Below are 12,808 nucleotides of genomic sequence, written 5' to 3' on the forward strand. Positions count from 1 at the left end.
CCAATGCTACGACGAACGGAGCACATCCGTCGGATGAACGGCCTACCCGCAGCCGTCTCGGTCGATCAGGCCGCGAAGACGTCGTCACGCAGGGCGGATCGGTATCGCTGGGCGACGAGGTCGATCACCGCCGGGTGGACGCCGATCGGATCGGCGACCCCGGCGACCGGCAGGTCGGCGAGGCGGCGGTGGAACAGCCCCGGTGCCAGCAGGTAGGGCGCGATGAAATCGCCCGGGCCGCACACCCCTTCGGTCGCCGGTCTCGCCGTGGTGATGTAGCTGGGGAAGAGCCACTGCCCGCAGCGACGGCCCAGCAGCCGGGCGGCGGTGCGCACGTCCGACAGCGCGCGCTCGTCGGAGGAACCCGCCGCGGAGAACAGCACCCGATCGCCCGGCCTCCACCCGGCCGCGCGCAGCCGGTCCAGCAGGGCCCGGGTGATCTCCCGTGCCGGACCCAGCGGATCGGTGATCGTCACGTCCTCGCGGCCGGTGGCCTGGATCTGCTCGGGCAGGTCGACGCGCACGTGGTACCCGGCCGCCAGGAACGCGGGCAGCGCCACGACCGGGCCGGGCATCGACGCCAGCGCTTCGGCCACGGTCGGGCCGATGACGTCGACGTAGCCCACGTGCACCGGCACGTCCAGGCGCGCCGAGGCGGCCTCGGCCAGCTCGGTGATCACCCGCGGGCCTCCCGGGTCGCGGGTTCCGTGGGCGACCAGCAGCAACGGCGGGTTCACAGGTGATCGGCGCATCGCGGGGAGTCCCTCATCGGTTCCAGCGGAAGTCGGTATCCGCGTTTGATCACGGTCTGCACCAGCTGCGGCGCGCCCAGCGCCGAGCGCAGCCGGGCCACGGCCTGCTCGACCGCGTGCTCGTCGGCGACCCCTCCCGCGCAGTGCAGCGCCTCGGCCAGCGCCCGCCGCGAGACCACCCGGCCCGGCCGTTCGGCCAACGCCCGCAACAGCGTTGTGCCCTGCGGGGACAGCCGCTTGACCTCGCCGTCGAGGATGGCCGCGTGCCCGCGCAGCTGGAGGTCGTGACCGGCCACCGGCAGCGTCGGAGAGCGCATCGGCAGCGCATCGCACAGCGCGCGCACCAGCGCGCCGATGCGAAAGCGCTCCGGAACCACCGCCGCCACGCCGTGATCGGCCAGCGGCGCGTGCGTCACCGGACCCACGCAGGCCGCCAGCACCGGTCCGCGCAACGCGGTCAGCAGGTCTTCCCGGCAGCCGCGCTCGGCGGCCAGCGACAGCAGGCTCGCCGCCGCCGGGGCGCTGGTGAAGGTCACCGCGTCGATCTGCCGCGCGCACACCGCGGCCAGCAGGTTCTCCAGCGCGGTGATGTCGGCCGGCGCCGTCCACCGGTACACCGGGACCTCGATGACCTCCGCCCCGGCGCACTCCAGCGCCTCGACGAAGTCCGGCAGCGGCTGGCCGTGCAGCTGCACCGCGATCCGCGAACCCTCCAGCGGTTGGCCGAGAAGGTTCTCCAGCAGTTCTGCCGAGGACTCCGAGTCCGGTGACCACGGGTCGGGCAGCCCGGCCGCCCGCACCGCACCCCGCGCCTTCGGACCGCGGGCCAGCAACCGCGCCGGGGCCAGCGCCGCCAGCAGCTCCGCGCCCACGCCCCACCCGTCAGCGGCTTCCACCCAACCGCGGAACCCGATGCCGGTGGTGGCGACCACGACATCGGGCGGCTGCGCGACGCAGATGTCGGTGACCCTCCGCAGTTCGGTGTCGTCGGACAGCGGCAGGATTCGCAGCGCCGGGCCGTGCACGACCCGGGCACCACGCCGTTCGAGCAGGGTGCCCAGCTCCTCCGCACGCCGGGCCGCGGTCACCGCGACGGTGTAGCCGGTGAGTTCTTCGCTCAAGGGAGCGCGACCTCCACGAACGCCTCGCGCCGCCGCACCGGGAACACCGGCAGGCGCGTGCCGGGATCGTCCAGGCACTGCCCGGTGCGCAGCGAGAAAACCTGCTTGAGCATCGGCGAGGCCACGGTGGGCTCGCCCGCCCGGTCACCGACGATGCCGCGGCTGATCACCCCGGCCCCGCAGTACGGGTCGACGTTGCCCACCGCGAACAGCTGGTCGTCGTGCGTGCGGAACACCGCCACCGGGTGGTCGCCGACGAGCACCGGGACGCCGTAGTCGGGTAGCAGCAGGTCGATGTCGCAGATCTGGTGCCAGTTCACGAGCGCACCTCCTGAGTGTGGGGTCCGATGGCGGGCATCGGCAGGACCACCGGGCCCGGCCGGACCTGACCGCGCTCCGAGATGAAGCGGATGGTGGGATCCGGGGCGTCCGGTGCGTTGACGAAGGACACGAACCGGGAGAGCTTGCCCGGGTCGGCGAGCACCCCGGCCCACTCGTCGGAGTAGGTGTCGACGTGGCGCCGCATCGCGGCTTCCAGCTCGCCGGCGATGCCGAGGGAGTCCTCGACGATGACGTCCCTGAGGTGCTCCAGGCCGCCGTCGAGCGCTTCCACCCACGCCGAGGTGCGCTGCAACCGGTCGGCGGTGCGGACGTAGAACATCAGGAACCGGTCGATGAGCTGGATCAACCGCTCGTCGTCGAGGTCGGCGGCCAGCAGCTCGGCGTGGCGCGGGGTGAACCCGCCGTTGCCGCCGACGTAGAGGTTCCAGCCCTTGTCGGTGGCGATGACGCCGAAGTCCTTGCCGCGCGCCTCGGCGCACTCGCGGGCGCAGCCCGACACCGCCGACTTGAGCTTGTGCGGTGAGCGCAGGCCGCGGTAGCGCAGCTCCAGCCGGATCGCCATGCTCACCGAGTCCTGCACGCCGTAGCGGCACCAGTCGTTGCCGACGCAGGACTTCACCGTCCGCAGCGCCTTGCCGTAGGCGTGGCCGGACTCGAAACCTGCGTCCACCAGCCGCTTCCAGACCTCCGGCAGCTGCTCCACCCGAGCGCCGAACAGGTCGATGCGCTGCCCGCCGGTGATCTTGGTGTAGAGACCGAACTCCTTGGCCACCTCACCGAGCACGATGAGCTTGTCCGGGGTGATCTCGCCGCCGGGGATGCGCGGCACCACCGAGTAGGTGCCGTTGCGCTGGATGTTGGCCAGGAACCGGTCGTTGGTGTCCTGCAGCGCGGCCTGCTCGCCTTCGAGGATGTGCCCGTTGCCGAGGCTGGCCAGGATCGAGGCGACCGCGGGCTTGCAGATGTCGCAGCCACGTCCCGACCCGTGCTTGGTGATCAGTTCGGAGAACGAGCCGATGCCGGTGGCCTGCGCGATCTCGAACAGCTCCGCCCGCGACTGGCCGAAGTGCTCGCACAGCGCTTTCGAGGTCGCCACGCCGCACTCGCCCAGCAGCGTCTTGAGCATCGGCACGCACGAGCCGCAGCTGGTGCCCGCCTTGGTGCAGGACTTGACCTCGGCGACGCCGGTGAGCCCGTGCTCGGCGATGGCGCAGGTGATCCGGCCCTTGGTCACGTTGTTGCAGGAGCACACGGTGGCGTCGTCGGGCAGCGAGCCGGAGTCCACACCGGATCCGGCGGGCAGCAGCAGCTGCTCGGGCGGAGCGGGCAGTTCGCGGTCCACCAGCGGTCGCAGCACCGCGTAGGCACCGGCGTCACCGACCAGCACACCGCCCAGCAGCACGCGGGCGTCGTCGGAGAGCACCAGCTTGGCGTAGGTGCCGGCCGCGTTGTTGGCGTAGACGACCTCCAGGGCGCCCTCGGTGGTGCCGTGGGCGTCACCGAAGCTGGCGACGTCGACGCCGAGGAGCTTGAGCTTCGTCGACATGTCGGCACCGGGGAAGGCGCCCTCGCCCAGCTCCAGGAGTTGGTCGGCGACGCCCTCGGCCATGGCGTAGCCGGGCGCGACCAGGCCGTAGCAGCGGCCGTCGACCGCCGCGCACTCGCCGATGGCCCACACCCCGTCGACGCTGGTGCGGCAGGCCTCGTCGACGAGGAAACCGCCGCGCTCACCGCGTGCGGCACCGGCGATCTCGGCGAGCTCGTCGCGGGGCCGCACCCCGGCGGAGAACACCACCAGGTCGGTGTCGATGACGGTGCCGTCGGCGAGCGTGACGCCGGTGACGTGCTCCTCGCCGTCGATCGACGCGGTGGCGGATCCGGTGTGGACGGTCAGGCCCAACTCCTCGACGAGACCGCGCAGCACCTGCCCGCCGCCCTCGTCGACCTGCAACGGCATCAGCCTCGGCGCCATCTCCACCACGTGCGGGCGCATTCCCAGCAGCCGCAACGCGTTCGCGGCCTCCAGGCCCAGCAGCCCGCCGCCGATGACCACGCCGTCGCGGCCCTCGGTGGCCGCCTCGCGGATCGCGTCCAGGTCTTCGATGGTGCGGTAGACGAAGGTGCCGGGAAGCGCGTGACCGGGCACCGGCGGCACGAACGGCTTCGACCCGGTCGCCAGCACCAGCGCGTCGTAGGTCAGCGACTCGCCGTCGGCCAGCGTCACCGCGCGGGCACCGGTGTCCACGCCGGTCACCGCGGTGTTCAGGCGCAGCTCGACCATCGGGTCGTCGACGACGTCCTGGCCGGTCAGGCTGAGATCTTCGGCGCTCTTGCCGTCCAGGTAGGACGACAGCGCCACCCGGTCGTAGGCGGGGCGGGGTTCCTCGCCGAGCACGACGATCCGCCAGGTGTCGGCCTCATCGCGTTCGCGGAGCGTGTCAACGAGCCGGTGGCCGACCATCCCGTGGCCGACGACGACGAGCGTGCGGGTCATGCCGCGCCCTCCCTCTCTGTTTCGATGCGATCCGCCAACGAGCTGCACAGCCGGCCGACGTCGTCGACGCAGCCTCCGCAGCCGGTGGTCGCCCGCGTTGCCCTGGCCAGCTCGGCGACCGAGCGGGCACCGGCGTGCCAGGCGCTGATCAGGGTCTTCCTTGTGACGTTGTTGCAGCGGCACAGCACCGCGTCCTGGGGCGGTCCCACCGGTGCGCCCGGTACCGCGGCCGAGGTGCCCAGCAGCAGTGACAGGCGATCAGCCGGCATCGGCAGGTCGCGGTCGTGCAGCTGGCCGATCGCGGCGATCGCGGCCGGGAAGCCCAGCAGGACCGCGCCGGAGATCCGCCCGGAGTGCAGCGCGAGCTTGGCGTAGCGGCCGCGCGCGGGGTCCGAGAGCGTGACGATCTCGGCGTCCCCGGAGCTCAAGGCGCGCACCGATCCGACCGAGGCCAGGTCGATGCCGCGAGCCTTCAGCCGCGAGACCACCGGCGTCCCGGCGTAGGTGGCCTCGCGCCCGGTCAGGTGCGCGGCCAGCACGTCGGCCTGCTCCCACGCCGAGGCCACCAGACCGGGTGTGGTGCCGCGGTGCTCGGCGCAGTCGCCGATGGCGTGGACGTGCGGGTCGCTGGTGCGCAACCGGTCGTCGACGACCACGCCGCGGTTGACCGACACCCCGGCGCGTTGCGCGAGCGCCACCTCCGGCCACACCCCGGTGCAGGCCACCACCAGCTCGGCGGGCACCTCGGAACCGTCGCCGAGCAGCAGCGTCCCGGATCGGTAGGAGGCGGCCTTCACACCCGTCCGGACGTCGATGCCGAGCGCGCGCAGGCGTTGGGCCAGCATCCGGCCGCCGGCCTCGTCGAGCCGGCGCTCCACGAGGTACGGCTCGCGGTGCACCAGCGTCACCTCACGGCCGCGCGCCAGCAGCGCTCGCGCGGTCTCGATCCCGAGCAGCCCGCCGCCGAGCACCGCGACCGGACCCGTCGAGGCCTCCAGGCGAGCGCAGTCGGCGAGGGTGCGCAGCGCGGTGAGCCGGTCGGTTCCCAACCCCAGGACCTCGGGCACCAGCGGTCGGGAACCCGTGGCCAGCACCAGCACGTCGTAGCCGAACTCGCGGCCGTCGGCGGTGCGCACCGAGCGCTGCGCCCGATCCACGTCGGTGACCTCGGCGGTCTGGTGCACCTCGGCGTCGAGATCCGGCAGGGTCACCGCGGCCGCCGGCAGCGAACCGTCGAGGACCGAGCCGAGCAGCACCCGGTTGTAGGCGCCGCGCCCCTCGGCACCGAGCACGGTGATCGGGCCGCCGTGCCCCTGCGCGCGCAGCCGCTCGACCAGCCGGTGGGCGGCCGGGCCGTTGCCGACCACGACCACCCGACCGGTGAGGAGGTTGCGGGGCGGTGCGGTGCTCATGACGTCACCACCTCCCGGTGGGGTTCGATGCGCACCGCGCTGACCTTGAACTCCGGCATCCGGCTGCGCGGGTCCAGCGCGTCGCCGGTGAGCAGGTTGGCGCGCCCCTCGCCGGGGAAGTGGAACGGCAGGAACACCGTGTCGGTGCGCATCGTCGGCACCAGCCGCACCGCGGCGATGGTGCTGCCGCGCGACGAGGAGACGCGGGCCAGCGCGCCTTCGGCGAGCCCGGCGCGAGCGGCGGTGTCGGGGTGGACCTCGACGAACACCTCGGGCGCGGCATCGTTGAGCTCGGCGACGCGGCGGGTCTGCGCTCCGGACTGGTACTGGGCCAGCACCCGTCCGGTGGTGGCGGTCAGCGGGAAGTCCGCCGCCGGGACGTCCCCGGCGTCGCGGTGCTCCACCGCCGCGAACCGCGCCCGGCCGTCGGCGTGGGCGAACCTGTCGAGGAACAGCCGCGGCGTGCCGGGGTGCTCGCCGTCCGGGCACGGCCAGTGCAGCGCCTCACCGGCGTCGAGGCGTTGGTAGCTGATGCCGGAGTAGTCGGCCTTGCCGCCGGCCGAAGCGCGGCGCAGCTCGTCGAAGACCTCGCGCGCGGTGGTGGGGTAGCGGTGTCCGGGCTCGCCCAGCCGGGTCGCGAGGCCGTGCAGCACCTCCAGGTCGCTGCGCGCGTGACCCGGCGGCACCTGCAACCGGCGCCGCCGCAGGACGCGGCCCTCCAGGTTGGTCATGGTCCCCTCCTCCTCGGCCCACTGGGTGACCGGCAGCACGACGTCGGCCAGCTCGGTGGTCTCCGAGGGGACGAAGTCGGCCACCACCAGCAGGTCCAGGGACCGCAACCGGCGGACGACGTGCTCGGCGCGGGGCGCGGACACGGCCGGGTTCGATCCGAAGACCAGCAGTGCGCGCGGACCGTCCGAGGTGCCCAACGCGTCGAGCAGCTCGTAGGCCGAGCGACCCGGACCGGGCAGCACCTCCGGCAGCACGCCCCAGACCTCGGCGACGTGCTCGCGCGCGGCCTGGTCGGTGATCATCCGGTAGCCGGGCAGCTGATCGGCCTTCTGCCCGTGCTCCCGGCCGCCCTGCCCGTTGCCCTGGCCGGTCAGGCACCCGTAGCCGGAACCCGCTCGCCCCGGAAGTCCCAGCGCCAGGGCGAGGTTGATGAACCCGGAGACGGTGTCCACGCCCTTGCTGTGCTGTTCGGCTCCCCGGCCGGTGAGCACGTAGGCGCTGCCCGCCTCGGCGAGCATCCGCACGGCCCGGCGCTGCTCGGACACCGGCACCCCGGTGACGCGCTCGACCCGCTCCGGCCACCAGGACATCGCGCGCTGCCACGCGGAGTCGAAGCCGCGGGTGCGCTCGCGGAGGTAATCGGTGTCGCTGAAGCCGTCGGTCACCGCGATGTGCAGCAGACCCAGCGCCAGCGCGAGATCCGTGCCCGGCAGCGGCTGCAGGTGCAGCGCCGCCTGCTCGGCCGAGGCCGTCCGGCGCGGGTCGATGACGATCAGCTCCGGAGAGCGCAGGTGCTGCATGAGCGGCGGCATCGTCTCCGCCGGGTTCGCCCCGGCCAGCAGCACCACGTCCGCGCCACCGAGATCGGTCACCGGGAACGGCAGCCCCCGGTCGAGCCCGAACGCCGCGGTCCCGGCCGCCGCGGCCGAGGACATGCAGAACCGGCCGTTGTAGTCGATCTGGCTGGTGCCCAGCGCCAGCCGCGCGAACTTGCCCAGCAGGTAGGCCTTCTCGTTGGTCAGCCCGCCGCCGCCGAAGACCCCGACGGCGTCCGGACCGCTCTCGGACCGGAGGGCCTCGAGGCGCGCGGCGATGGTGTCCAGCGCGGTCTCCCAGGAGACCGGGACGAGCTCGCCGTCGCGGCGCAGCAGCGGGTGGCGCAGCCGGTCGTCGACGTCCAGCAGCGCCGGAGCCGTCCATCCCTTCTGGCACAGCCCGCCGCGGTTGACCGGGAAGTCCGTGGGCCGCACCGACACCCCGCGCCGTTCGCGCGTGAGCCGGGTGCCGCACTGCAGGGCGCAGTACGGGCAGTGGGTGGCCACGGTGCGCACCTCAGGCACGGCCGGCCTCCGCGGTCCGCTTCTCCGGCGCTCGCACCGCGGTCCGCCCCGGTGCGAGCGACCCCCGCAGGTACACCGCCCAGGTCACCAGCACGCACACCACGTAGTAGGCGAGGAACACCGCCAGCGCCGCATCGCCGCTGGCCGACGCGCCGCCGTAGGAGGCGCGGAACGCCAGGTTGATGCCCACGCCGCCGAGCGCGCCGATCGCCCCGGCGATGCCGATCACCGCGCCCGAGAGCCGCCGCGCCTTGGCGAAGGCGGCCACGGCCTCGCCGCCGGAGGTGACCTCGTTCTCGGCCTCGGCGGCGTAGACCGCCGGGATCATCTTGTAGGTCGAGCCGTTGCCGAGTCCGGTCAGCAGGAACAGCGCGATGAACGCCGTGACGTACAGCGCGAACGAGCCCTGCGCCGAGGCCACCAGCAGCACCGCGACCCCGACGGCCATCAGCACGAAGTTCCACGCCGTCACCCGCGCCCCGCCGATCCGGTCGGCCAGCCAACCGCCCAGCGGCCGCGACAGCGAACCCATCAGCGGACCCAGGAACGTCCAGCTCGCCGCCTGCAGCGGGGTGAAGTCGAACTCGGTCTGCAGCACCAGCCCGAAGGCGAAGCTGTAGCCGATGAACGAACCGAAGGTGCCCACGTACAGCGAGGAGATCCACCAGGTGTGCCTGCTGCTGCACGCCTCCAGCAGCGCGCCCGGCTTGGCCCTGATCGCGTCGACGTTGTCCATGAACAGAGCCGCGCACACCGCCGACACCGCGATCAGCGGCAGGTAGATCGCCGCCACGTACGACGGGTGCGCATTGCCCGCGAAGGCGATCACCAGCAGCCCGACCACCTGGATCGTGGCGACACCGATGTTGCCGCCACCGGCGTTGAGCCCCAGCGCCCACCCCTGCAACCGCTGCGGGAAGAAGATCGTGATGTTGGTCATCGACGAGGCGAAGTTGCCGCCGCCCACACCGGCCGCGGCGCCGATGAGCAGGAACACCCACAGCGGCGTTCCCGGCTGCTGCACGAAGTGGAAGGCCAGTCCGGCCGGCACCAGCAGCGCCACCGAGCTGACGATCGTCCAGTTGCGGCCGCCGAAGCGGGTCACCGCCGCCGCGTAGGGCAACCGCAGCACCGCGCCCACCAGGTTCGGCGTGATCACCAGCAGGAACTTCTCGGAGGCGGTGAACGGCAGGCCGATCTCGGGGCCCATGAACAGCACCAGGACCGACCAGATGCTCCAGATGGAGAAGCCGATGTGCTCGGAGATGATCGAGAAGATCAGGTTCCGGCGTGCGACGTGCTTGCCGGTGGATTCCCAGAGGTCCTCGTTCTCGGGGTCCCAGCCCTCGATCCAGCGGCCTCTCGGGGCCCGTGCGTTCATGGTCAACGCGGCTCCTCTCAACGGGTTGCTCCGAAGGTAGGAATCGGCTGTTTCCCCGGTGCTTGCCGCGCGTTACCGCCAGGAAAAACGGTCATCACACGGGCGCTGCGCCCCCGGTCAGAACGGCCGTGACCGGCAACACACGGCGGCCCGGTGCTCCGCGGGAGACCCCGTCCGTGGCACCTTGTGGAGGTGACGGAACGAGCCTCGGAGGCCGACGACAGCGCGACCCGGCAGCGCGCTCGCGAACTGTTCGGCGCCGCCCGGCGCATCACCGCGCTCACCGGCGCGGGCGTGTCCACCGCCTCCGGCATTCCCGATTTCCGGGGCCCGGACGGTGTCTGGACCCGCAACCCGCAGGCCGCCCGGCTCAGCGACATCGACAGCTACCTCGCCGACGAGGACGTCCGCGCGCAGGCGTGGCGCGCCCGCGCCGAGAACCCCGCCTGGCACGCCGCACCCAACGCCGCGCACCACGCGTTCGTCGACCTCGACGCCTCCGGGCGCCTCGGTGCCCTGCTGACCCAGAACATCGACGAGCTGCACCAGCGCGCGGGCCTGACCCGCGACCGCGTGCTGGAGCTGCACGGCACCATGCGCCGCACGGTGTGCGTGCACTGCGGTGCCACGGGCGCCATGACCGATGCCCTGCAGCGCGTCGCCGAGGGCGAGCGGGACCCGGACTGCCGCTCGTGCGGCGGCATCCTCAAGTCGGCGACGGTGTTCTTCGGCCAGGCGCTGGACGCCGACGTGCTGCGCGAGGCCCGGCGCGCGTCGCTGGACTGCGACCTGTTCGTCGCCGCTGGCACGTCGCTGACCGTCTACCCGGCCGCGGCCTTCGCGGAGCTGGCGGTCAAGGCCGGGGCGAAGCTGATCCTCTGCAACGCCGAGCCCACCCCCTACGACGAGATCGCCGACGCGGTCCTGCGGGGCCCGCTCACCGAGGTGCTGCCCGGCCTCGCGGCGGCGCCGCTGATCGACTCCGCCGAGCCGCTGCGCACCTGGGGAGATCCCACCACGTGGGAACAGATGTGACACGAGTGGTTGACGTTGCAAGCGAAGCGCCCGTTTCGTGTGGTGCGCCTGGGGTAGCAGTGCAAAACTCCGGCTAATTGTGACTCCGTTCGGCCTAAGTTTCGGTCCCGAACGGGTGCATCTGCTGGAGGTGACGGGTGTTGTCGACGATGAAGGGCGCACGCAGGATCGGCGTGCTGGTGCTGCTGTGCGCGGTCGGTCTGGCACCCACCGGCACCGGTGTGGCCGTCCCGCCGCCCCCGCCCAACCCCAGCGACGCAGAACTCCAAGCGGGCAAGGCCGAAGCCCAGCGCACCGCGGGCCAGGCCGGTGAGCTGGCCAACCGCCTCGCCGAGGCCGAGTCCCGGCTCGTCGGACTGCAGTCGCAGGTCGAGGTGAAGATGGAGGAGGCGAACAAGGCTCGCGTCGACCTCCAGCGCGCCGAGGCCGCCTACGGCCAGGCCCGCACCGCCGCCGACGCGGCGGCCGCCGAGGCGCGCTCGGCCGCGGGCCGGATCGAGGCCCAGCGCCACCGGCTCGACGAGTTCGCCGCCAGCAGCTACCGGCAGGGCAGCAAGCTGGGCTCGATCACCGCCTACGCCGGGGCCCGCGATCCGCAGGAGATGCTCGAACGGGCCTCGCTGCTCGACGCCATCAGCGACTCCCAGCTCGACGTCCTCGACGACCTCGAACGCGCGCGCATCGAGAAGGTCAACAAGGACTCCCTCACCCGCGCCGCGCTCGACGAGGCCGAGGCCAAGCGGCGTTCCGCCGACGAAGCGCGCGCCACCGCCGAAGCCGCGCAGCAGACGGCGATCCAGGCCCGCGCGCAGCAGGCCGCCCAGGCCCAGGGCCTGCAGGCCGACCGCGACTCGGTGCAGGCCGAGCTCGACGCCGCTCGCTCCCGCGTCACCGGGCTGCAGGCGCAGCGCGCCGACTACCAGCAGTGGCAGGAGGACAAGGCCCGCGAGGAGCAGGCCGCCGCCGCCCAACCGGTCGGCAACGACGACGACCAGGCGGGCAGTTCGGCACCGGCCGTCTCCGGTGACGTCGAGACGGTGGTCTCCCGAGCGCTGTCGCAGCTGGGAATGCCCTACGCGTGGGGTGGCGGCAACTCGCGCGGGCCGACGCGCGGCATCCGGGACGGGGGAGTGGCCGATTCCTACGGCGACTACGCCAAGATCGGTTTCGACTGCTCCGGGCTGATGATCTACGCCTTCGCCGGCGCGGGCGTCTCGCTGGACCACTACAGCGGGTACCAGGCGCAGTCGGGCAAGCGCGTCCCGCTGTCGCAGATGCGCCGCGGCGACATGCTGTTCTGGGACGACGGCGGCGCCATCCACCACGTCGCCCTCTACCTGGGCAACGGAAAGATGGTCGAGGCGCCGTACTCGGGTTCGCGGGTCCGCGTCACCTCGGTCCGCTACGGCGGCATCACCCCCTACGCGGTGCGGGTGCTCTGACGGCCCGGCTGGTCCGCGGACCGGGGGTGCTGCAAGCATTGCCGCGTGGCGGAATTCGCGGCGGTGGTGCTGGCCGGTGGGGGAGCGAGCCGGCTCGGCGGCGTGGACAAGGTGATGCTGCCGGTGGCCGGCCGGTCGTTGCTGGACCGCACGCTCGACGCCGTGGCAGGTGCTGATCCCGTCGTGGTCGTCGGTCCCGAGCGGCCCACGGCCACGCCCGTCCGCTGGACGGCCGAGGAACCGGCCGGGGGAGGACCCCTCTCGGCCGTGGAGGCCGGGCTGCGCATGATCGACGACGCCGGCGGGCTGGTCGCGATCCTCGCCGCCGATCACCCGCACCTCACCCAGGACACGTTGGCCCGGTTGCGCGCCGCGCTGCGCGAGGATCCCGAGGCGGGGGGAGCCGTCCTGTCCGGGCCCGGAGGCCGCGCGCAGTGGCTCATCGGTCTCTGGCGCGTGCGGACCCTGCGCGAGGCGATGCCCGCGGAGGTCCGGAACCGGCCTGTCCGAGCCCTTCTCGCGCCGCTGGATCCACTTCGGATCGATGCCACCACAGCTGAGGTATCCGATGTGGACACCCCGCACGACCTGCGGCGGGCTCGCACGCCAGACCGCTGATCTCGCCCGTGGCGTCGAAGCCGGGGAAGTGCCGGATCGAGATATTAAAAAGATCTATGGCTTCAGTGGTGAGTGAAATCAATGCTCTTCGAGCAAGACCGAAATCCTGCCGGGACGATGGATGCGGCTCAGCTTCACA

General features: G+C 72.7%; 10 protein-coding genes. 3 read left to right on the top strand and 7 right to left on the bottom strand.

Going from position 1 to position 12,808, the window contains the following annotated elements; genetic code table 11:
* Nucleotides 1-65 precede the first annotated feature (65 nt).
* Genes E1202_RS15445 through E1202_RS15475 form a run of 7 tightly spaced genes read right to left on the bottom strand, consistent with a single transcriptional unit; the run spans nt 66 to nt 9,574 of the window.
* The gene (locus E1202_RS15445) at nt 66-752 is read right to left on the bottom strand and encodes a sirohydrochlorin chelatase (RefSeq protein WP_132683818.1); all 687 of its coding nucleotides are present in this window, start codon (nt 750-752) and stop codon (nt 66-68) included.
* Nucleotides 734-1,873, bottom strand: coding sequence for a uroporphyrinogen-III synthase (locus tag E1202_RS15450; protein WP_132683819.1), 1,140 nt, complete (start codon nt 1,871-1,873; stop codon nt 734-736). Before E1202_RS15450 ends, E1202_RS15445 begins: the two co-directional genes overlap by 19 nt.
* Nucleotides 1,870-2,193 (bottom strand): nitrite reductase small subunit NirD, encoded by a 324-nt coding sequence (gene nirD, locus E1202_RS15455; RefSeq protein ID WP_132683820.1) that lies wholly within the window; start codon nt 2,191-2,193, stop codon nt 1,870-1,872. Before nirD ends, E1202_RS15450 begins: the two co-directional genes overlap by 4 nt.
* Complete coding sequence (gene nirB, locus E1202_RS15460; RefSeq protein WP_132683821.1) at nt 2,190-4,709, bottom strand: nitrite reductase large subunit NirB; 2,520 nt, start codon at nt 4,707-4,709, stop codon at nt 2,190-2,192. Before nirB ends, nirD begins: the two co-directional genes overlap by 4 nt.
* Nucleotides 4,706-6,121 carry an FAD-dependent oxidoreductase gene (locus E1202_RS15465; RefSeq protein WP_132683823.1) on the bottom strand — a complete coding sequence of 472 codons (1,416 nt, stop codon included), beginning with the start codon at nt 6,119-6,121 and terminating at the stop codon, nt 4,706-4,708. Before E1202_RS15465 ends, nirB begins: the two co-directional genes overlap by 4 nt.
* Entirely contained in the window at nt 6,118-8,184 is a 2,067-nt protein-coding gene (locus tag E1202_RS15470) for a molybdopterin oxidoreductase family protein (RefSeq protein WP_207918658.1), read from the bottom strand. Before E1202_RS15470 ends, E1202_RS15465 begins: the two co-directional genes overlap by 4 nt.
* Before the next feature lies 1 nt (nt 8,185).
* On the bottom strand, nt 8,186-9,574 hold the full coding sequence (locus E1202_RS15475) for an MFS transporter (RefSeq protein ID WP_132683825.1): 1,389 nt from the start codon (nt 9,572-9,574) through the stop codon (nt 8,186-8,188).
* Nucleotides 9,575-9,766: 192 nt separating this feature from the next.
* On the opposite strand from E1202_RS15475, the gene E1202_RS15480 reads away from it, so the two are divergent.
* The 3 genes from E1202_RS15480 to mobA all read left to right on the top strand — a co-directional run bounded on the left by E1202_RS15480 (nt 9,767) and on the right by mobA (nt 12,669).
* On the top strand, nt 9,767-10,609 hold the full coding sequence (locus E1202_RS15480; protein ID WP_408006529.1) for an SIR2 family NAD-dependent protein deacylase: 843 nt from the start codon (nt 9,767-9,769) through the stop codon (nt 10,607-10,609).
* A gap of 149 nt (nt 10,610-10,758) precedes the next feature.
* On the top strand, nt 10,759-12,051 hold the full coding sequence (locus E1202_RS15485) for an NlpC/P60 family protein (protein WP_132683859.1): 1,293 nt from the start codon (nt 10,759-10,761) through the stop codon (nt 12,049-12,051).
* A 45-nt stretch (nt 12,052-12,096) separates the two neighbouring features.
* Nucleotides 12,097-12,669, top strand: a complete 573-nt coding sequence (mobA, locus tag E1202_RS15490) for a molybdenum cofactor guanylyltransferase (protein WP_132683826.1) — start codon at nt 12,097-12,099, stop codon at nt 12,667-12,669.
* Nucleotides 12,670-12,808 lie beyond the last annotated feature (139 nt).

The organism is Saccharopolyspora karakumensis (assembly GCF_004349225.1).
In the GTDB taxonomy this organism is placed as follows: domain Bacteria; phylum Actinomycetota; class Actinomycetes; order Mycobacteriales; family Pseudonocardiaceae; genus Saccharopolyspora; species Saccharopolyspora endophytica.

Bases quoted from the DNA above. Each gene is read 5' to 3' on its own strand.
- E1202_RS15445 (WP_132683818.1), bottom strand. From the start codon at position 752: ATGCGCCGATCACCTGTGAACCCGCCGTTGCTGCTGGTCGCCCACGGA.
- nirB (WP_132683821.1), bottom strand. From the start codon at position 4,709: ATGACCCGCACGCTCGTCGTCGTCGGCCACGGGATGGTCGGCCACCGG.
- E1202_RS15465 (WP_132683823.1), bottom strand. From the start codon at position 6,121: ATGAGCACCGCACCGCCCCGCAACCTCCTCACCGGTCGGGTGGTCGTG.
- E1202_RS15475 (WP_132683825.1), bottom strand. From the start codon at position 9,574: ATGAACGCACGGGCCCCGAGAGGCCGCTGGATCGAGGGCTGGGACCCC.
- E1202_RS15485 (WP_132683859.1), top strand. From the start codon at position 10,759: ATGAAGGGCGCACGCAGGATCGGCGTGCTGGTGCTGCTGTGCGCGGTC.